The organism is Cryobacterium fucosi (assembly GCF_004403515.1).
Taxonomy (GTDB): Bacteria; Actinomycetota; Actinomycetes; order Actinomycetales; family Microbacteriaceae; genus Cryobacterium; species Cryobacterium fucosi.
In genome coordinates this window covers 32,539-50,750 of sequence record NZ_SOHH01000121.1, presented here as the reverse complement: position 1 = coordinate 50,750, position 18,212 = coordinate 32,539, and the positions used below count along the sequence as shown (strand labels likewise).

Sequence of the window (18,212 nt, the reverse complement as noted above, 5' to 3'; positions counted from 1 at the left end):
CTTGGCCGGCCCGGTGCCGGCGGCGCGCGCCGCAGCGGCCGCCGCGGCGCCGGCCTCGAATCGCCCGATGTCTTCCAGGGCCTCCTCAAGCTCATAGTCCACCCGGTAGCTGGCGGGGAACGCCTCCGACCACAGCTCGGAGAGGCGCTCCGCCGCCTCCAGCGGGTAGCTCTCGCGCAGTTTCTCGCCGATACCCTCCGGCCAGGACCGCACCGCCATCACCAGCCGGTGCTCGAGCGCGGCCGCGTCGACGACGCCGACCGTGTCGTTCTTCTGCAACCGGATCCGGAAGAACAGCCGGGCCAGCGCGGACTCGGTCATCCGGGCCTCGAAGTCGACGGACTCCGCGTGGAAGGTGTCCCGCAACTCCTTCTCGATCCGCAGGCGCACGGCCGTGGTGTACCGGTCGCGGGGAAAGTAGACCAGCGCGGTCATGAACCGGCCGTAGACATCCGGGCGGAGGAAGAGCCGGGTGCGACGCCGCTCCTGCAGCCGCTGGATGGCGAGCGCGGTGGTGAACAGGGTGGGCACGTCGATCTGGAACAGCTCGTCGCGGGGGTAGGTTTCCAGGATACCGAGCAGTTCCTTGCCGCTGTGCGACCCGGGCGGGAACCCGGCCTGCGCCATCACGGCGTCGACCTTCTCGCGCAGGATCGGCACGTCCCGCACCGAGCTCGTGTACGCGGTCGCGGCGAACAGGCCGATGAATCGCTGCTCCCCACGCACGTTGCCGTCTGCGTCGAAACTCTTGATCCCGATGTAGTCGAAGTACGCGGGCCGGTGCACGCTCGACCGCGAGTTCGCCTTGGTGATCACCAGGGCGCTGCGCTCGCGCGCCTTGAGCCGGCCGGCATCCGTCAGGTGCTGGATCTGGTGGCCGTCGTCGGTGAAGCGCAGCAGCCCCAGGCCGCTGCCGTCACGGATGCTCAGCACGTCTTCCCCGTCGACGGTCTCCAGGTCGTACTCCCGGTAGCCGAGGAAGGTGAAGTTGTCGCGGTCGAGCCAGCGCAGCAGGTCCTGCGCCTGCTTGATCTCCTGGATGCCCTCGGCGTGGGCGACGTCGCCGAGCGCGTCGGCGATCTGCACGGCCTTCGTGCGCATGGCCTGCCAGTCCTCGATCGCGGCGCGCACGTCGCCGAGCACCTTGGCGAGCCCGGCGACCAGGGCGGGGCGCGCGTCGTCGTTGGCGGGTTCGATTTCGATCGCGATCCACGACTCGACCTGGGTGACGGTTTCGTCGGCGGCACCGGGCCGGGCACCGTCGCCGCCGTGCACGCGGGTGACGCCGATGAGCTCGTTGGTGTCCCGGTCCCGGCTCACGACGAGCAGCGGGTGAACCTCGAGGTGGATTGCCGAGTGCTGGCGCACCAGCTCCGCGGTGACCGAGTCGACCAGGAATGGCATGTCGTCGGTGACGATGTAGACGACGCTGCGGCCGGCTTCGTTCCGGATCTCGATGTTCGGGGTGCGGGGAGTGCGAGTTCGGGCGACCTCCCAGTGGTGGACGGCCCGTGCCCGGAGCAGCTCGGTGGGGTAGTTCTGGGCGTCTTCACGGGCCAGGTGCTCGTAGTAGTCGCCCAGGAGAGCGTCGAGTGTGCTGCCTGCCGGGGATTGTCCGGTGCGGGTGGACTCAGACGTCATTGAAATAGGCCTCCATCAGAAAATCTCCGCGTCATTGCGGAATTACGTGCGTACGATCCGGGGCATGCGACTGCCACGCCCCCTGTCTACCATCGTAGATTCGCCAGCCGGGTTCCGCAGACCGAACCACCGGGCGGACGCCGATCCGGTGATCGAGCCCATCCCGGTGATCGAGCCGTCCCGGTGATCGAGCCCGTCGAGATCCCACCCACCCCGGTGATCGAGCCGTCCCGGTGATCGAGCCCGTCGAGATCCCACCCACCCCGGAGATCGAGCCCGTCGAGATCCCACCCACCCCGGACGTCAGACACCAGTGACGAGCGTAGGCTGACGCGATGCGCGCAATCATTGTGAAGTCCCCCGGGGGCCCCGAAGCCCTCACACTCAGCGCCGTCGCCGACCTGCCCGCCGGGCCCCGCGACATCCGGATTCAGGTGGCCGCGGCCGGCGTGAACCGCGCGGACGTGGCGCAACGGCTGGGCAGCTACCCGTCGCCGGCCGGGGCGCCGGACTGGCCCGGGCTCGAGGTATCCGGTGTGGTGACCGAGGTCGGGGCCGAGGCGACCCGGTTCGCGGTCGGCGACCGGGTCTGCGCCCTTCTGGCGGGCGGCGGGTACGCCACCGAGGCCGTGGTGCACGAGGACCTGGCCCTGCCGGTTCCGGACTCGGTCGACCTCGTCGACGCGGCCGGGCTGCCCGAGGCGCTGGCCACCGTGTTCTCCAACTTGTTCCTGAGTGCCAGCCTGACTGCCGGCGAGACCTTGCTCGTGCACGGCGGCGCCAGCGGCATCGGCACCACCGCGATTCAGCTGGGCCGGCTGGCCGGCGCGCGGGTGGCCGTGACGGCCGGGTCGGCGGCGAAGCTGGCCGTGTGCCGGAGCCTCGGGGCGGAGATCCTGATCGACTACCGCGAGCAGGACTTCCCCGCCGAGCTCAAGGCCGCCACCGACGGGCACGGCGCCGACGTGATCCTCGACATCATCGGCGGCTCCTACGCGGCGCGCAACGTGGACGCGCTGGCCGTGGGCGGGCGCATCATGGTGATCGCCAACCAGAGCGGCGAGAACGCCGGCTTCGACCCGTTCCACCTGATGCAGAAGCGCGGTCGCTACTGGGGCACCACGCTCCGCGCCCGCCCGTTCGAGGAGAAGGCCGCGATCATGCGCGGCCTGCTCACGGATGTCTGGCCCTGGCTGGAGTCCGGAGCCTTCCGCCCGGTCATCGACAGCCGGTTCTCGTTCGCCGAGGCGGCGGACGCTCACCGGCGGATGGAGGCATCCGCTCACGTGGGCAAGATCGTGCTGGTTCCCTGAGGTCGGTTGCGGGTCTCGACAGGCTCGACCACCGTTCGACCACCGGCGGTGATTGAGCCCGTCGAAATCAAGGCTCGCGGGTCTCGGGGTCGACAAGCTCGACCACCGCTCGACCACCGGCGGTGATTGAGCCCGTCGAAATCAAGGCTCGCGGGTCTCGACAGGCTCGACCACGGCTCGACCACCGGGGAGGTTGACCGCCGCTCTACACTGGCGGGCATGTTGATCACAAAGCTGGCGCCGGGAGAGGTCTTCGTGTTCGGATCCAATGCCGCCGGCTGGCACGGCGGCGGGGCGGCCGCGACGGCGCTGGAAGAGTTCGGCGCGGTCTGGGGCGAGGGGCACGGGCTGCACGGCCAGTCGTATGCGATCGACTCGATGAGCGGGTTCGAGACGCTCGCCGCGGAGGTGGCGACGTTCCTGGGGTTCGCGGCCACGCATCCGGAACTCACGTTCCTGGTCACCGAGGTCGGCTGCGGGATCGCGGGCTACTCCCCCGCCGAGGTCGCGCCGTTGTTCGGCGGGGCGGCCGCGAACGTCCTGCTGCCCGAACGGTTCCACTGACCGGCTGACCCGGCGGGCCGACGGATGCCCGGCCCGGCCCGGCTGCGACTAGATGTCGAACTCCTCCGGCACGCCCACCGAGGTCCTCCCGGGCCCATCGGTCTCTCGCAGGACCTGCCTGGCGGACTGGCGAACGGTCTCGTGAACTGACTCGTCGGTGTAGGTGGACGTGACGAGGATCGGCATGTGGTCAGAGGTGCCTTGCGGCAGCGTCTCGACGTTGTCGATGGTGAGGCCGGTGGAGGTCGCGAGGTCGAAGTGCCCGCGGAAGAACTTGTAGCGGGTGTAGGTGCGCGAGTCGCTCAGGGTGAGGTCGTAGCCGGACTTGTTGATCTTGTCGCCGAGGTTGCGCTTGAAGATCGGGTAGTTGTAGTCGCCGACCATCAGGGTGGGCAGGCCAGGGCCGAGCAGGTTCAGTTCTTCGTGCGCCGCCCGGATCTGATTGCGGCGGAGGGAGTTCAGCGCGGTGAGGGGCGCGGCGTGGAACGAGGCGACGACGAGCTCGCGGTCGGCGACCCGGTCGATCAGCCGGGTGCCGATCAGGCGTTCGTGGGCCGGGGTCAGCAGCAGGTCGTGCAGGGATTTCTTGAGCGCGAACGCCTGCGTCTTGACGGCCTCGAACCGGTCCTTGCGATAGTAGATCGCAAGGCCGAGCCGGTTGGTCAGGGTGGAGTCGGCCAGGTGAAGCAGACCGATCTCGGCCGGCAGCTCGAGCGTGTCGCACTCCTGCAGGCAGAGGACGTCGGGCTCGAACTGATCGTCCAGCGTGCTGAGCTCACCGCTGGCACGGTTCTTGCGGAGGTTGTAGCTGATGACCCTCACGGCAGACCTGTTTCCGACTCGATGGATGGGCTTCCAGCCTACTTTTCCTCGGCGGAGAACTGCCAATCGAGTATCCGGCGGGTGGCCACTCGGCAGCCGACGGGGGCTCGGCCGCCGACGGGGCTCGGCCGCCCCTCGTGCGTAACTCCTGCAAATTCACGGCCCGGCTCCGAAGTCCCGCGGGATTCCGCGGGAGGGGCCGGCAGCATCCACGAATTGCAGGAGTTATGCACATGAGCCGCGGGACAAACCGGATGGGGGGGGGACCGGATGGGGGCGGGGAACGGATGGAGGCGGGGAACGGATGGAGGCGGGGAACGGATGGAGGCGGGGACCGGATGGGGGCGGGGACCGGGTCAGCGCCAGCCGAGGGCCGGGGCCACGTGACGCACGACCGACCCGAGCAGGTGCGCGGTGCAGGCCACGCCGAGCAGGTTCGGGATGGTCACCAGCACCGTGTCCGCCTCGCGCACCGCCGCGTCGGCGGCCAGCTGCGCGGCGATCAGGTCGGGCTCGCCGACGTAGCTCGCGCCGAAACGGGCCAGGCCGCCGTCGAGGTAGCCGGCCTGGTCTTCCTCTCGGCGCCGGCCTTGGGGCCGAAGTAGGCGCGGTCCTGGTCGTGGACGATCGGCAGGATGCTGCGGAGTGGGAGAGTCACTCTGGGACCACAGGCACGGAAGGGAGCTCGGATGTCGGTGAATCCAGATCGATAAAAGTCACCGCCGAACCCAGCATTCCGTTGCCAAGTCGATTCTTCATCACCTGTATTGCCTCAGGGTTCAGGTCCACCAGGACAAACTTGCGATCGAGTTCTCTGGCCGCAGCACCAGTCGTGCCGCTGCCACCGAAGAAATCGAGAACCCAGTCACCTCGCTCACTGCTTGCCTGGACAATTCTCCGAAGAATTCCCATTGGTTTCTGGGTCGGATACCCCGTCTTCTCTCGCCCGTTGGGAGAGACAATCGTGTGCCACCACGTATCCGTGGGCAGTTTGCCGAGCGCGACTTTCTCGGGCGTTACGAGTCCGGGGGCCATGTACGGTTCGCGGTCTACTTCGGAACTGTTGAAGAAGTACCGCTCCGGATCCTTCACATACACAAGGATATTGTCGTGCTTCGCGGGCCACTTCCTTTTGGCCCTCGCGCCATAGTCATAGGCCCAGATGATTTCGTTGAGGAAACTCTCTCGACCGAAGAGTGCGTCCAAAAGAACCTTCGCATAGTGGACTTCGCGGTAGTCCAGGTGAAGGTAGAGCGTGCCATCGTCAGCTAGGAGACGCCACGCTTCCTCAAGCCGCGGCTCAAGAAATTCCCAGTAGTCGCCGAATGTATCGTTGTATCCGTAGGCGATCCCCTTCACAGTCTCATAGGACTGCCCTTTGAACCCAATACGAGATCCAGTTGCGGAACGTGTGGTCTTCATCGTCTGTCGAGTCTGGATCTTGCCGGTATTGAATGGCGGGTCGATGTAGATCAATCGAAAACTGCTGTCCGGGAGGGTCTTCAGGAATTCGAGATTGTCCCCTTTCACGACGAGATTGTCGCCTCCCGGATTCCAGAGCGGCTTGGGCATGATGGGTTCCGGGGCAAGACTCATGCACGTCACACTATTCGACAGGTCTGACCATCGATGACCCACCGGATTGCGCCGCTTCAGACTCGGCCCACCCGGTTCCCGAGCCCCGCGCCGCCACTTCCAGGCACCGCAGCATGGTCACGGTCTCAATCAAGCGTCGGCGGCACTATCCCTTCAGCTCGTGCGCTTCCTGCCGGCCCGACCGACCCTGCGCACGTGGAGCGTGTCGAGTCGCCGTTCCACGACGGCGCCGACGGGCAGGGCGGCGGCGAAGCTGACGAGATTGTCGAGCATGTCCGGTGCCTCACGCACGAAACAATCGCGACACCAGCCCTCGGCGACGAAGCACGCCGCCAGAGCCTCCTCGTAGCCCGCAACGGTGAGTCCGGGGACCTTGCTCACCCTTGCCGTTGTCGTGGACTGGAGAGAACTCATCCCGAGGAACGAGCGCCCGCACGAGCACTCTCGGCCATAGGGATCGAGCCAACTGGTCAGGCACGGGTCGAGCATGAACACCAACTCCCCCTCGGTGCAGCGATTTGCGTCGCTCGGCCTGCTTCCCTGTGTGGATCGGGTCGCCACCAAAGCCTTCATTGTCTTCTCCTTGTTCTCGGCACGAGCGTCAGGGAGCAGTCGGTGAGCAGCTGTTCAACTGAATCTCACGGTAGCGACAACCACCGACATTGCCTCCCACATCGCCGTGGAGGACGCCGGACACCTATGCATAGACTCGTCAGCACGGGCGAGCAAAGCCGTGGGACGCGAAGGTGGAACCGAGATGGCCCAGAGCGACATCGTGCTGGTGCGGCACGGGCAGACCCAGTGGAGCATCTCCGGGCGGCACACCGGGCGCACCGACATCCCGCTGACCGACCTCGGCCGGCAGCAGGCGGATGCCCTCGGCGAGATGCTGGACGGCCGGGACTTCTCCCTGGTGCTGTCGAGCCCCCTGAAACGCGCCTGGGAGACCATGCAGCGCGCAGGGTATGCCGACCAAGGCATGCCCGACGAGAACATTCTCGAATGGGACTATGGCGTGTTCGAGGGTCGCACGACCGCGGACATCCGTTTGACGGAGCCCGACTGGTCGGTGTGGACCTCCCCCCTCATTGGCGGCGAAACCTCCGACGAGGTCGGCGCGAGGGCCGATCTGGCCATCGAACGCTGCCTGGCTGCCCCCGGGCCGGTCGGCGTGTTCGCCCACGGGCACTTCCTGCGGATCATGACGGCCCGCTGGATGGGGCTGCCTGCAGCCGCGGGCCGCCATCTGAGCCTCGGCACCGCGACGGTGTCCACCCTCGGCTGGGAGCGCGAGAACCGCGTGCTGAAGATGTGGAACGACGCCTGTCACCTCAACTCGATGGACCCTGTGGTCTGACCCGGCGCACGGCCGCAGCGCCGGTCAGGCCCGGCTCACTGCCCGGCGGGGACGCTCCGCCCGCAGCTCCGCTACGCGCAACTGCACCGGGGCGCCCCGCGGGCCCAGCTGGGCTTCGGCATGTCACGGGCCAGCCCCGCCATGGTGGCGTCGAGAGCGAGGCCGGGCGGAGGCCGGGCGGAGGCCGGGCGGAGGCCGGGCGGAGGCCGGGCGGAGGCCGGGCGGATGCCGGGCGGATGCCGGGCGGATGCCGGGCGGATGCGCCACAATCGAAGCAACGCCATGCGCCACCGACGAGGGAGTCCCCGATGTTCCAGACCGCGCAATCCGCCGACGGCACGATGATCGCGTACGAGAAGACGGGAACCGGGCCGGCCGTGATCGTCGCAGGCGGCGCCTTCAACACACGGATGTCGCCCGGCGCGCTGGTGCCGCTGCTCGCCTCGCACTTCACGGTCTTCGTCTATGACCGGCGGGGCCGGGGCGACAGCACCGACACGCAGCCGTATCTCATCGCGCGCGAGGTCGAGGATCTCGCGGCGCTGATCGACTCGGCCGGCGGGTCCGCGATGATCTACGGGCACTCCTCCGGAGCCGTGCTCGCGCTCGAGGCCGCCGCCGCCGGGCTGCCGATCACAAAGGTGGTCGCCTACGAGCCGCCGTTCACCGCCGAGGAGAACGGGCCGGGTTCCCTCGGCTGGGCGGACGAGGTGCGCGCCGCGACGGATGCCGACGACCGCGACAAGGCCGCCACCCTGTTCCTGCTCGGCATCGGCGCGAATCCCGACGGTGTGGCCGCCATGACCCGGCAGCCCTGGTGGCCGGGCATGCTCGCCGTGGCGCACACGCTCCCCTACGACCTCGCGCTGGTCGGGGACGGGCTGGTTCACGCCGACCGGCTCGGGAAGATCGCCGCCCCGACGCTGCTCATCGACGGTGCCGACAGCCCGTCGTGGGCGGGCACCGCGGCATCCGTCACCGCTGGGGCGATCCCCGGCGCCCGGCGGCTCACCCTCGACGGGCAGGACCACAACGTCAATCCGGCCGCGCTCGCGCCGGTGCTGATCGGGTTCTTCGCCTAGCCCACCGCCCTGCCGCTGTCTGACTTACGGACACAACACCTCTTTCGCGCCTTGGCATCGACGTGGCATCGACGTGGCATCGACCGCGAAGATGTCTTGTCCGCAACTCAACTCGCACGGGGTGAGAATGGCTGCGCCTAGCGTTCGACGAGGATGCCGTCCTCGTCGCAGTAGACCGTGCGGCCGGGCGTGAAGCTCACTCCGTCGATCTCGACCACGGCATCCGCTGTGCCGAAGCCCCGTTTGGCGCTCTTGCGCGGGTTGCTGCCGAGCGCCTTGACCCCGAGGTCGAGGGCGCCGATGGCGACCCGGTCGCGGATGGCGCCGTTGATGATGACACCAGCCCAGCCGTTGGCGACCGCGCTTTCGGCGATCATGTCGCCCATCAGAGCGCTGCGGAGCGATCCAGCGCCGTCGACCACAAGCACGGCGCCGTCGCCCGGCGTCGAGAGAATCGACTTGACCAGGGCATTGTCCTCAAAGCACGACACGGTGCGGATCGGGCCGCTGAAGCGCGCGCGTCCGCCCAGCGACTGGAACTGAGTGGCGACGGACTGGAGGTCCTCCCCGTGCTCGTCGTAGAGATCGGCAGTGAGCTCGGTCATCGGTACCCCTCGGCTTCGTCGGACGTGCGGTTCCTCCAGCGTACGACGCCGACGGTAGCGGCGCTCAGCGGGTCTCGACAAGCTCGACCACCGGGGCAACCTCGACCACCGCCCGGTGATTGAGCCTGCCGAAATCAACCGGGTCTCGACAAGCTCGACCACCGCCCGGTGATTGAGCCTGTCGAAATCAACCGGGTCTCGACAAGCTCGACCACCGAGACAAGCTCGACCACCGCCCGGTGATTGAGCCTGTCGAAATCAACCGGGTCTCGGCAACCTCGACCACCGGGGCAACCTCGACCACCGGGGGCGGCGTGACGAATCCGGCGCAGGCCCGTCTTATCAGTGACGGATGTCGCATCCCCGTGACCGCCGAATCTGCAAGGCGATAGAATTCCCGCACATGAACCCGGAGGACACCCCCGTGACGAGCACCGACCTGCCCCAGTCTGACCAGGCCATCCGCACCCCCGAGACCGCCCGCCCGGGCCTCGCCGCGGTCGTCTACAACCCGATCAAGGTCGACCTCGCCGCGCTCAAGAGCGCCGTCGCGGCCGAGGAGTCGGCCGCAGGCTGGCCGGAGACCCTGTGGTTCGAGACCTCGGCGGATGACCCCGGCCAGGGTCCGGCGAGGCAGGCGCTGGAGGCGGGGGCATCCGTCATCATCGTGGCCGGCGGCGATGGCACGGTGCGCGCGGTCGCCGAGATCGTGCATGGCACCGACTGCTCGCTCGCCCTGCTGCCGTCGGGCACCGGAAACCTGCTCGCCCGCAATCTGAAGCTGGTGCTCGACGATCCCGAGCAGTCGATCCACGCGGCGTTCACCGGGTTCGACCGGGCCATCGACGTGGCCATGATCGAGATCGAACGGGGCGACCGCACGGTCGACCGGCACGCCTACCTCGTGATGGCCGGGCTCGGCCTCGACGCGAAGATGCTCGCCAACACCGACGACGCGCTCAAGGCGAAGGTCGGCTGGCTGGCCTACGTGAAGGCCCTTGCCGCCGTGGGCCAGGACAAGAACGACCTGCACTTCCGCTACAGTCTGAACAAGCAGCCGACGCAATCCATGCGCGCTCACACGATCATGGTCGGCAACTGTGGCTCGCTGCCCGCCAAGATCGTGCTGCTGCCGGATGCCGCGGTCGACGACGGGGTCTTCGACATCGTCGTGCTCAAGCCCGAGGGTGTTCTCGGCTGGCTGCAGATCGTGTCCAAGGTGATCTGGGAGAACGGGGTACTCGCCCGCACACCGCTGGGGCGCAAATTCCAGACGAAGGATGTCGACGCCCTCAACTACGCGACCGGCACCGAGCTGATTCTGCGCCTTCACCGTCCCGAGGAGATCGAACTCGACGGCGACGAGTTCGGCAAGGCCGTCGCCCTGAAGACCTGGATCGACCCGGGCAGCCTCACCGTGCGCGTGCCGAACGACGCCGGGTAGGCCGAGCCCGGCCGCCGCGCCGGGCGCCGAGCCGAGTTCGCTCCGGCGGGCGAGCCGAGTCGGTTCAGGCGCCCCGCCGGTTCAGTCGCCCCGCCGGTTCAGCATGCTGCCGGGCAGGTGCCGGGCGAGGAGGCGAACGACGATGCAGCGGCCTCGAGCGTCCGAGGCGGATCTGCTCCGGACGGAGTCGCCGCGTCCGACGATTCCGTCACTGCCGGGTACTCTTGCTGGGACTCAACCGCCCCGTCGCTGTAGTGCACCGTCAGCCAGCCGCCGCGGGTCGCCTCCGCGACCGCAGCGCCGACCGCCTCGTCCCTGGTGCTGTGGCCGCTCAGCTCCTCACATTCCGGCACGCTGTACACAAACCACACGTTGTCAGTGTCTGAGTATCCGACAATTCGGGATGTCGAAGCCATGCGCCATTCAGGCCTTCGATCAGGTATTTCGCAAGGCCTTCAGGTGAAACCGGGCGACGGATGCCGTCACCGCCATGACCACCGACCCCCGGTTATTGAGCTCGTCGAAATCACACAGCGCGACCGGTCTCGCCAGGCTCGACCACCGGAGCACCCTCGACCACCGACCCCCGGTGATTGAGCTCGTCGAAATCACACAGCGCGACCGGTCTCGACAGGCTCGACCACCGGAGCACCCTCGACCACCGGTGATTGAGCTCGTCGAAATCACACAGCGCGACCGGTCTCGACAGGCTCGACCACCGGAGCACCCTCGACCACCGGTGACGGCTCGACCACCGACCGGGCTTGACCACCGAGGCCACCGTGCGGCGGATGAAGAACGCGGCGGGGATCGCGAACAACGAGATCACGGCGCCGCAGAGGAACGCGGCGTGGATTCCCGCGGAGGTGGCCGCGACATCCGTTGCCCCGCCGGCCAGGCGCGACGCGGCGACGGATGCCATCACGGTCACGAACAGCGCGGTGCCGGCCGCCCCCGTGAGCTGCTGCACGGTGCCGACCGTGGCGCTGCCGTGGGAGTAGAGCTCGGGGCGCACGGCGGCCAGACCCGCGGTGAACAGCGGGGTGAAGAGAAGCGCGAGGCCGAAGCTCAGGGTGACGTGGGCGGCCAGCACCCACCACTGGGAGGTGTCGGAGCCCAGCGGAGTCATCGCCCAGAACACCGCGCTCACGATCGCCGACCCGGTCACGAGCAGGCGGGGTCGGCCTCTAGATCGGCAGCAGGATGACGGTGCCGAACAGCGCCATCATCACGATCGCGAAGGTGAAGGTGCGCGAGCAGCCAGGACCGGCGCCGTTCCCGGCGCATTCCCGGGCGCTCACCGGCCGATCTCGACCTGTTGGTCCTCCGTTGGCACAGCTCACCCCCGCTTCCCGGTGGCTAACTCCTGCAATTTCATGGAGCCCGCCCAAACTTCTGCATGTTTCCGCGGATCGACGGCGCGCGTCCCGGCATTTGCAGGAGTTAGCCACCGAACTACGCGCAGAGCCTGTTAGGGGACGCTGATCGGGACACCGAACAGAAAGGCCGGACCGTTCGCCGGGCGGGAGGCTGGACAGGACGCCAGAGGACGCGTCGACGGGACGCCAGAGGAGGCTGGACAGGACGCCAGACGGGGCGCCGACGGGACTCCAGCCGGGGCGTCAACCGTCGCGCCGGCCGAAAATCGATCGTGTCGTGCGGTCGGTGTGACGAATGCCAGCAATCCGCGTCAGATTTCCGGGCGGTCGTTCTTCCGCCCCCAGCCGCACCCCCGTGTTGCACAACTCCTGCAAAATGGAGGTTCTCTTCGAAACTCCCGCGTGATTACGCGGGCAACTCGCGCGACGAACAGAATCTGCAGGAGTTGCGCACGCGGGGCGGCCCACACGGCCCGCATCGATCGGCGTCCCGGCCGTCGCGGGGATCACGGTGATCACGCGGATCGCGGTGGTCCCGGCCGTACGAGGCCGGTGGGGAAACAGCAGCTACGCATTCCCCAGCTGCACCAGCAGCCGCGGGAAGTCGGTGACGAGGGCATTCCAGACGATCCGGTAGTCGGTGTTCGTGTAATCGTGCGCGAGATAGTTCCCCAGGGCGCGCAGCTCGGCCCAGGCGACCTGCGGATGCTGGTTCCGATACCCCTCGGACAACCCGTTCGACCGCGGTCTGCAGGTCGATCACGATGGCCTTGGCGGCGAGCTGCTGGGCGCGATCCGCCCGGTCGAAGAACACCTCGCGGCCGCGGGCCGTGATGAGGTCTGCATGACGCACCAGGTCACGGATGTCTGGGGCGAGAACTGAGCGCCGCCAGCGCCCGATCGACCTCGGCCACGTCAGGCCGGTCGTCGAAGGCCCGTTCCGCGATCTCCCCCGTAACGTCGGCGAGCTCACCCCGATAGGCACGATCCGGGTCGATCGAGACGGCCACGAGGTGATCATACGAACGGATGCCGCCCGCACCTTCCGGGGGAGCCTGAAATTGGACGGTACCGGGCGGCGTCGCCAGAGCGGAGGCTGCGCGCCGACGATTCGCGGCAGCGAGCGGGAGCAGCCAGAACGCGCCGACGTGGGCGTGACAAATCCGGCCCGGGTCCGTCTCATCAGTGACGGCATCAGTGACGGCTTCAGTGACAGCATCAGTAGCAGATTCAGTGACGGATCCAGCAACGGATGTCACAGCCCGCCCCAAGCCGTAGGACGCTAGTATTCCCGCACATGAACCCGAAGGAATCCCCGTGACGAGCACCGACCGTGCGAGTGCCGAACGACGGCGCGGAGTCGCCGAGACCACCCGTGGCCGCAGCGTCGAGGTGGATGGGCATCAGTTCACCGTCCACTCCATGGCGAGCGCCTCGCGTTCGCCGGAGGTGCCGACCTACCTGATGGTGCACGGCATCGGCGCGTCGCACCGCTACTACCGCCGGATCCAGAAGAGCCTGGCCGTCACCGGGCACACCCATTCGCTCGACCTTCCCGGATTCGGCGGCACCCGCACCCCCGGGCGGCCTCTCGCGGTCGAAGAATACGGCGGCCTGCTCGGCCGGCTTCTTGATCAACTCCAGGTGCCGCGGGCGGTCCTGGTCGGCCATTCGATGGGCGCCCAATTCGTCACGGAGCTGGCCCGGCAACGCCCGGATGCCGTCTCCCACCTGGTTCTCATCGGTCCCGTCACCGATCCCCGCCGGGCGACGGCCCTGCACCAGGCGATGGGCCTGACCCGGGATGTGGTCAAGGAGACGCCGTCGGGCAATCTGATCGTCTTCCGCGACTACCTCGAGTGCGGCCCGCGCTGGTTCTCCACCGAACTCGCCCCCATGCTCGAGTACCGCACCGACCTGGCACTGCGCGAGGTGCGCTCCCCCACCCTCGTGATCCGAGGCGCCAGCGATCCCGTCTCTGGCAGCGCCTGGTGTGCGGCGCTGGCCGCCGCCGCGCCGGACGGGCATCTCCTGGAGGTCGCGGGGCACCGCCATCTGGTGCACCACAGCGCCGCCGTGCAGGTTGCCGCCCGCATCGAGGGACACGCCCAGCGGCATCCGCCGGTCGCGCATCCTGCCCCATGAGTCGCCGTCTGCTGAGTCGCCGTCTGCGCGAGGCCTGGTGGTGGATGCTCGACTATGCCTACGCGGTGACGGGGCAGACCCGCGCCTCCCTCTCCCGCGCCCGGCCGGTGGACTTCCACTCCGGTGCCGGCGCGCCGATCGTCATCATCCCCGGGGTGTACGAGTCCTGGCAGTTCATGCGGCCGCTGATCCAGATTCTGCACGACCACGGGCATCCGGTGCACGTGGTGGCGGCGCTGGGCCGCAACCGGCGTTCCCTGACGGATGCCGCCGCGACCGTCGCCGCCCACCTCGAGCGGGAGAACCTGAACGACGTCATCATCGTGGCGCACAGCAAGGGCGGCCTGATCGGCAAACAGCTCATGACGACCGTTGACCCCGAGCATCGGGTGACCGCAATGACCGCGATCAGTGCTCCTTTCGCCGGTTCCCGCTATGCGCGTTACCTAATGGTGCCGAGCATCCGCGCCTTTGCCCCCACCAACGCCGCCCTGCACGACCTCGGGCTGGACGACCGGGTCAACCACCGCATCGTGTCCATCTACGGAGTGTTCGACCCGCACATCCCCGAGGGCAGTGAACTTCTCGGCGCCCGCAACATCCAGCTCAGCGTCGGCGGGCACTTCCGCATACTCGGCGACCCGAGCACCGTGCGGGCTGTCCTCAACGCGGTGACGGATGCCGCCACGCCGGTGGTCTGACCCCACTGACACGGGAGCCCTACCGCGGCCCGTGCGATACCCGCAGAGCCCTGCCGCGACCCCAGCGAGAATCATCTGCGTGTCCGCTCTCAGGCCGCGCCCGTTTCCGCAGGGCGCGCGCGCCGTTGCGGGGGCGCCCTGCGGGAGTGGGCGCGGCGGCACTCTCTCCTCATCGCGGATGCCCTCGAAGGGCTGCGGCTGCCCGACATCCGCTCCCACCTCGTGCGGCACGAAACGGCTCTAGTCGAGCTGTAGCACCAACCGGAGAGCGGCGTCGATCCCGTCCAGTTCGGCCCGACTGACGTGGCCCACGAGGCTTCCGAGGCGTTCCGGCGCGACCGCAGCCGTCTGTTCGACGAGCACCTGAGTCGTTTCGTCGCCGATCGTGATTGTCGGCCGAAAGCTCCGGGGCCGGGCTGACCGCGAGGTGGGTGCAACCAGAACGGTGGAGAGGGAGAGGTCGTCTGATTGAACGATGATGGCGTATCGAGCACCGGCTTGTTCATGACCACGGCCTCCGCGGGGCGCCGTCAGACGGTGGATGTCACCGCGCACGCAGGTCATCCATCACGTCGAGCACCGCACGACTTTCCGCACGATCGGCGTCGTCATCCAGCAGAGCCGCCGACTCGTAGCGCATCTTCTCCCGCCGACGCAGACGAGCCGCGTCGACCAGCGCCTGCCGAATGGCCGTCGACACCGTCGATCCGTCGGCGGTCAGCTCGTCCAGAGCCCGCTGTGCGCGTTCATCCGTTCGGAAGTTTATCGAGGCCATGACGCCATTGTAAGACGATATGTAAAACGAATCCACTACGCATCTCGCTGTGATGAGGTCTCCTGCGCACGTCCCGCGCACGGTGAGGGTGGTCGCGTTGCCGGTGTGGCATCGGATTCAGACGACGATCTGACCACACGAACACGGGCGCACGGCTGCGGTGCGTGGCCTATTCAGGAAATCGGTGGGAGCCACCTCGACCATCTGCAGGATTCCGCGGCCGCGGCATCCTGCCCACCTCGGATCTCCTGAATCAGCCACGGCTGAACACGACCCCGACCAAGTACATGCCGATAAGCTCAGCCAGTATCTAGGTTCGGGGGAACGGATGTCGGCAGGCGGATCGGCTTGGAGCGAAGCGACGCGTCAACTGGCGCTCTCAGAAGCGCACGCGCTCGCCGCTGAATCCTCACGGGCGAAGGCCGCGAACTACTTCGCCGCCGCCGACAGCGAAAAGCGCATCGCCCACGTTCTCGCCCCCCTCGCCGCGGCTGGCTACTACTTCCTGCCCGATCGTCAGTGGCCCGGCAGCCGTCGCGCTCAGGTCGACATGGTCGTCGTCGGACCGGGCGGCCTGTTCATCGTGGACACCAAGGCCTGGAAGGACCCGATCATCGCGGCGGGCCGGGTCTTCCGCGGGCAGGCCGATGTCACCGACGAGTTCGACGGTCTGGCCGACCTCGCGTGGAAGACGGAGGCGGCTCTGGCCGAGATCGGCCTCGCCCCGGGCGAGGTGCGACCCGTGGTCGTCTTCGCCGGGCACAAGGGCGTCAACGCGTCGGTTGGAGGGGTCGAGATTGTCGGCGAAGGCGACATCGTGCGCCACATCGCCAGACGCGGGCAGCGCCTCACCGCGTCTGCCGTCGAGCAGGTGCTGGCCGCCGCGATCAAGCACTTCCCCTTGATTGGCGCGCCGGCCCCGGTCGATGTGACCCTGCCCGAACCGATCATCGGCCCGGAACCAGCTCTCGATCTGGACCATCTCCCGAGCGAGAGCGACATCGAGGCCGCGATCCTCGAGGGACTCCTCGCCCCTCCGATCGAGGAGTGGATGACGTTCCTACATCCCGACCAGGCCAAGTTGGTGCGCCGCAGTTTCAACGGGCCCTCCCGCATCCGTGGGGCTGCCGGCACCGGCAAGACCGTCGTGGGGCTGCACCGTGCCGCGTACTTGGCACGGTCGCAGGCGAACGCCCGCGTGCTCGTGACCACCTTCGTGCGCACGCTGCCCGATGTGCTGAGCAACCTGCTCGGCCGCATGGCACCGGATGTCGCGGGTCGCGTGGAGTTCAGCGGCGTGCACCAATTCGCCCGCAAGGTGCTCGACGAGCGCGGCATCGACGTGCGTGTCAGCACCAAGCTGGCCGATCAGTCATTCGACGAGGCGTGGAAGCAGACCTGCGGCCCGCTGACGACAATCGACACGAACTCCCGTTACTGGCGGGAGGAACTCGACCACGTGATCAAGGGCCGCGGTCTCACCACCTTCGATGAGTACGCCGACTGTGCCCGCATCGGCCGGCGCCGCCGCCTTACCCTCGATCAGCGCCGCTCGGTCTGGGCGCTCTACCAGCGCTACGAATCGCTTCTGCGCACTCGCGAGGTGCACGACTTCGCCGACCTGATTCTGCTCGCCGAAGCGGCTCTGCGCGCCAAACCGATGGTCGGGTACACCGCCGTCATCGTCGACGAGGCTCAGGACCTGTCGTGCGCAATGATCCGCATGCTCGCCTCCGTGGCCGGTGACGGTGCGGATGCCTTCACCCTGATCGGCGACGGCCAACAGACCATCTACCCCGGCGGTTACACCCTCGCCGAGGCCGGCCTCTCTGTCGCCGGCCGCGGTGTCATCATGGACATGAACTACCGCAACACCGCCGAGATCCTCGCCCTGGCGGCCCGCGTCGTCGACGGAGCCAGCTATGTCGACATCGAAGGCACCGCCGCCAGCGCCGCCGCGATCACCTCGCCCAGGCACGGCGAACGCCCGCTCTTCGCCCGGGCGCGCACCCGAACCGAGCACGACGGCAGACTGGTGCAGCGCATCCGTCGGGCCACGCAGAGCGTGAGTGTGGGCTGGGGTGACGTGGGCGTGCTCTGCTTCACCACCTGGCAGGTGCGCGACGCGGTGACGCTTCTTCGCACCGCGGGGATTCCCGTGATCGAACTCACCGATTACGACGGTGGCCCAACGGATGCCGTGAAGGTCGGCACGATCAAGCGTGCCAAAGGGCTCGAGTTCAAGCAAGTGCTGCTGCCCTGGATCGCCGAACGCCTGATGTCCCCGGGCGTCACCGGAGCGGGGTGGACCGATTCGCAGATCGAACGCGACGAGCGCGACCGCCGCGAACTGTTCGTGGGCATCACCCGCGCTCGCGACGAAGTGTGGGTCGGCTGCATCGCGGCGCAGGGATCCTCTGCGTGACCTACGCAATCCCCAGCTGCACCAGCAGCCGCGGAAAGTCCGTGACGAGCGCGTTCCAGACGATCTGGTAGTCCGTGTTCGCGTAATCGTGCGCGAGATATTTCCGCATCGCCCGCAACTCAGCCCACGCGACGTGCGGGTGCCGGTCCCGATATCCCTCCGGTAACCGCTCGACGGCGGTCTGCAGGTCGATCACGATGGCTTTCGCGGCAAGCTGCTGGGTGCGATCAGCCCGGTCGAAGAACACGTCCCGCCCGCGAGCGGTGATGAGGTTTGCGTGACGAACCAGGTCACGGATGTCGGCCAGCAGCGCATCCGTTCGGTCGAATTCGTGAGTCATCGGGCAACGCTCCCGCTGTAAGT

Annotated in this window: 21 protein-coding genes and 1 pseudogene; 8 read left to right on the top strand and 14 right to left on the bottom strand. The window is 67.9% G+C overall.

Going from position 1 to position 18,212, the window contains the following annotated elements; all coding sequences use genetic code 11:
• Positions 1-1,641: pseudogene (locus tag E3T48_RS16530) on the bottom strand (NAD-glutamate dehydrogenase domain-containing protein); the annotation flags it as partial.
• 335 nt (positions 1,642-1,976) lie between these two features.
• On the opposite strand from E3T48_RS16530, the gene E3T48_RS16525 reads away from it, so the two are divergent.
• Both E3T48_RS16525 and E3T48_RS16520 read left to right on the top strand, forming a co-directional pair.
• Complete coding sequence (locus E3T48_RS16525; protein WP_134525102.1) at positions 1,977-2,954, top strand: NAD(P)H-quinone oxidoreductase; 978 nt, start codon at positions 1,977-1,979, stop codon at positions 2,952-2,954.
• Positions 2,955-3,173: 219 nt separating this feature from the next.
• On the top strand, positions 3,174-3,518 hold the full coding sequence (locus E3T48_RS16520; RefSeq protein WP_134525101.1) for an A1S_2505 family phage non-structural protein: 345 nt from the start codon (positions 3,174-3,176) through the stop codon (positions 3,516-3,518).
• A gap of 48 nt (positions 3,519-3,566) precedes the next feature.
• Here E3T48_RS16520 and E3T48_RS16515 read toward each other — a convergent pair whose 3' ends face one another.
• From E3T48_RS16515 to E3T48_RS17670, 4 genes are all read right to left on the bottom strand, one after another.
• A complete protein-coding gene (locus E3T48_RS16515; RefSeq protein ID WP_134525100.1) occupies positions 3,567-4,340 on the bottom strand; it encodes an endonuclease/exonuclease/phosphatase family protein in 774 nt (257 codons plus the stop codon).
• 502 nt (positions 4,341-4,842) lie between these two features.
• Positions 4,843-4,998 carry a hypothetical protein gene (locus E3T48_RS16935; protein ID WP_166789784.1) on the bottom strand — a complete coding sequence of 52 codons (156 nt, stop codon included), beginning with the start codon at positions 4,996-4,998 and terminating at the stop codon, positions 4,843-4,845.
• Positions 4,995-5,936, bottom strand: coding sequence for a DNA-methyltransferase (locus E3T48_RS16510; RefSeq protein ID WP_420898392.1), 942 nt, complete (start codon positions 5,934-5,936; stop codon positions 4,995-4,997). Before E3T48_RS16510 ends, E3T48_RS16935 begins: the two co-directional genes overlap by 4 nt.
• A gap of 153 nt (positions 5,937-6,089) precedes the next feature.
• Positions 6,090-6,509, bottom strand: a complete 420-nt coding sequence (locus tag E3T48_RS17670) for a DUF7715 family protein (RefSeq protein WP_420898391.1) — start codon at positions 6,507-6,509, stop codon at positions 6,090-6,092.
• Positions 6,510-6,693: 184 nt separating this feature from the next.
• Between E3T48_RS17670 and E3T48_RS16500 the strand changes: the two genes are divergently transcribed.
• Positions 6,694-7,293, top strand: a complete 600-nt coding sequence (locus E3T48_RS16500) for a histidine phosphatase family protein (protein ID WP_134525098.1) — start codon at positions 6,694-6,696, stop codon at positions 7,291-7,293.
• A gap of 71 nt (positions 7,294-7,364) precedes the next feature.
• Here the strand turns inward: E3T48_RS16500 and E3T48_RS16930 are convergent, their stop codons facing one another.
• A complete protein-coding gene (locus E3T48_RS16930) occupies positions 7,365-7,577 on the bottom strand; it encodes a hypothetical protein (RefSeq protein WP_166789783.1) in 213 nt (70 codons plus the stop codon).
• Between the two features lie 24 nt (positions 7,578-7,601).
• Here E3T48_RS16930 and E3T48_RS16495 point away from each other — a divergent pair, with 24 nt between their 5' ends.
• Positions 7,602-8,375: an alpha/beta fold hydrolase gene (locus E3T48_RS16495; RefSeq protein WP_134525097.1), complete on the top strand. Its 774-nt coding sequence runs from the start codon at positions 7,602-7,604 to the stop codon at positions 8,373-8,375.
• 137 nt (positions 8,376-8,512) lie between these two features.
• On the opposite strand, the gene rraA is transcribed toward E3T48_RS16495, so the two are convergent.
• Complete coding sequence (gene rraA, locus E3T48_RS16490; protein ID WP_134525096.1) at positions 8,513-8,980, bottom strand: ribonuclease E activity regulator RraA; 468 nt, start codon at positions 8,978-8,980, stop codon at positions 8,513-8,515.
• A 403-nt stretch (positions 8,981-9,383) separates the two neighbouring features.
• On the opposite strand from rraA, the gene E3T48_RS16485 reads away from it, so the two are divergent.
• Positions 9,384-10,424, top strand: a complete 1,041-nt coding sequence (locus tag E3T48_RS16485; protein WP_134525095.1) for a diacylglycerol/lipid kinase family protein — start codon at positions 9,384-9,386, stop codon at positions 10,422-10,424.
• Between the two features lie 98 nt (positions 10,425-10,522).
• On the opposite strand, the gene E3T48_RS16480 is transcribed toward E3T48_RS16485, so the two are convergent.
• The 4 genes from E3T48_RS16480 to E3T48_RS16925 all read right to left on the bottom strand — a co-directional run bounded on the left by E3T48_RS16480 (position 10,523) and on the right by E3T48_RS16925 (position 12,813).
• Positions 10,523-10,795: a hypothetical protein gene (locus tag E3T48_RS16480; RefSeq protein ID WP_134525094.1), complete on the bottom strand. Its 273-nt coding sequence runs from the start codon at positions 10,793-10,795 to the stop codon at positions 10,523-10,525.
• A 155-nt stretch (positions 10,796-10,950) separates the two neighbouring features.
• Entirely contained in the window at positions 10,951-11,592 is a 642-nt protein-coding gene (locus tag E3T48_RS16475) for an MFS transporter (protein ID WP_134525093.1), read from the bottom strand.
• Positions 11,593-12,370: 778 nt separating this feature from the next.
• The gene (locus tag E3T48_RS16470) at positions 12,371-12,535 is read right to left on the bottom strand and encodes a HepT-like ribonuclease domain-containing protein (RefSeq protein ID WP_134525092.1); all 165 of its coding nucleotides are present in this window, start codon (positions 12,533-12,535) and stop codon (positions 12,371-12,373) included.
• 125 nt (positions 12,536-12,660) lie between these two features.
• The gene (locus tag E3T48_RS16925) at positions 12,661-12,813 is read right to left on the bottom strand and encodes a hypothetical protein (RefSeq protein ID WP_166789782.1); all 153 of its coding nucleotides are present in this window, start codon (positions 12,811-12,813) and stop codon (positions 12,661-12,663) included.
• Positions 12,814-13,120: 307 nt separating this feature from the next.
• Here E3T48_RS16925 and E3T48_RS16465 point away from each other — a divergent pair, with 307 nt between their 5' ends.
• Both E3T48_RS16465 and E3T48_RS16460 read left to right on the top strand, forming a co-directional pair.
• The gene (locus E3T48_RS16465; protein WP_134525091.1) at positions 13,121-13,948 is read left to right on the top strand and encodes an alpha/beta fold hydrolase; all 828 of its coding nucleotides are present in this window, start codon (positions 13,121-13,123) and stop codon (positions 13,946-13,948) included.
• The gene (locus E3T48_RS16460) at positions 13,945-14,649 is read left to right on the top strand and encodes an esterase/lipase family protein (protein ID WP_134525090.1); all 705 of its coding nucleotides are present in this window, start codon (positions 13,945-13,947) and stop codon (positions 14,647-14,649) included. Before E3T48_RS16465 ends, E3T48_RS16460 begins: the two co-directional genes overlap by 4 nt.
• A gap of 240 nt (positions 14,650-14,889) precedes the next feature.
• On the opposite strand, the gene E3T48_RS16455 is transcribed toward E3T48_RS16460, so the two are convergent.
• Together E3T48_RS16455 and E3T48_RS16450 are read right to left on the bottom strand one after the other, a co-directional pair.
• Positions 14,890-15,213 (bottom strand): type II toxin-antitoxin system PemK/MazF family toxin, encoded by a 324-nt coding sequence (locus tag E3T48_RS16455; protein WP_241986888.1) that lies wholly within the window; start codon positions 15,211-15,213, stop codon positions 14,890-14,892.
• Positions 15,194-15,424: a hypothetical protein gene (locus tag E3T48_RS16450; protein WP_134525088.1), complete on the bottom strand. Its 231-nt coding sequence runs from the start codon at positions 15,422-15,424 to the stop codon at positions 15,194-15,196. The genes E3T48_RS16455 and E3T48_RS16450 overlap by 20 nt, the downstream gene beginning before the upstream one ends.
• 328 nt (positions 15,425-15,752) lie before the next feature.
• Between E3T48_RS16450 and E3T48_RS16445 the strand changes: the two genes are divergently transcribed.
• A complete protein-coding gene (locus E3T48_RS16445) occupies positions 15,753-17,849 on the top strand; it encodes a nuclease-related domain-containing DEAD/DEAH box helicase (protein WP_134525087.1) in 2,097 nt (698 codons plus the stop codon).
• 1 nt (position 17,850) lies between these two features.
• Here E3T48_RS16445 and E3T48_RS16440 read toward each other — a convergent pair whose 3' ends face one another.
• Complete coding sequence (locus E3T48_RS16440; RefSeq protein WP_134525086.1) at positions 17,851-18,189, bottom strand: HepT-like ribonuclease domain-containing protein; 339 nt, start codon at positions 18,187-18,189, stop codon at positions 17,851-17,853.
• Positions 18,190-18,212 lie beyond the last annotated feature (23 nt).

Excerpts from the sequence above, each read along its gene's own strand:
- E3T48_RS16445 (WP_134525087.1), top strand. The coding sequence starts at position 15,753 with ATGTCGGCAGGCGGATCGGCTTGGAGCGAAGCGACGCGTCAACTGGCG.
- E3T48_RS16520 (WP_134525101.1), top strand. The coding sequence starts at position 3,174 with ATGTTGATCACAAAGCTGGCGCCGGGAGAGGTCTTCGTGTTCGGATCC.
- E3T48_RS16450 (WP_134525088.1), bottom strand. The coding sequence starts at position 15,424 with ATGGCCTCGATAAACTTCCGAACGGATGAACGCGCACAGCGGGCTCTG.
- E3T48_RS16485 (WP_134525095.1), top strand. The coding sequence starts at position 9,384 with ATGAACCCGGAGGACACCCCCGTGACGAGCACCGACCTGCCCCAGTCT.
- E3T48_RS16460 (WP_134525090.1), top strand. The coding sequence starts at position 13,945 with ATGAGTCGCCGTCTGCTGAGTCGCCGTCTGCGCGAGGCCTGGTGGTGG.
- E3T48_RS16510 (WP_420898392.1), bottom strand. The coding sequence starts at position 5,936 with ATGAGTCTTGCCCCGGAACCCATCATGCCCAAGCCGCTCTGGAATCCG.
- E3T48_RS16500 (WP_134525098.1), top strand. The coding sequence starts at position 6,694 with ATGGCCCAGAGCGACATCGTGCTGGTGCGGCACGGGCAGACCCAGTGG.
- rraA (WP_134525096.1), bottom strand. The coding sequence starts at position 8,980 with ATGACCGAGCTCACTGCCGATCTCTACGACGAGCACGGGGAGGACCTC.
- E3T48_RS16495 (WP_134525097.1), top strand. The coding sequence starts at position 7,602 with ATGTTCCAGACCGCGCAATCCGCCGACGGCACGATGATCGCGTACGAG.
- E3T48_RS16930 (WP_166789783.1), bottom strand. The coding sequence starts at position 7,577 with ATGGCGTTGCTTCGATTGTGGCGCATCCGCCCGGCATCCGCCCGGCAT.
- E3T48_RS16440 (WP_134525086.1), bottom strand. The coding sequence starts at position 18,189 with ATGACTCACGAATTCGACCGAACGGATGCGCTGCTGGCCGACATCCGT.
- E3T48_RS17670 (WP_420898391.1), bottom strand. The coding sequence starts at position 6,509 with ATGAAGGCTTTGGTGGCGACCCGATCCACACAGGGAAGCAGGCCGAGC.
- E3T48_RS16455 (WP_241986888.1), bottom strand. The coding sequence starts at position 15,213 with ATGACCTGCGTGCGCGGTGACATCCACCGTCTGACGGCGCCCCGCGGA.
- E3T48_RS16525 (WP_134525102.1), top strand. The coding sequence starts at position 1,977 with ATGCGCGCAATCATTGTGAAGTCCCCCGGGGGCCCCGAAGCCCTCACA.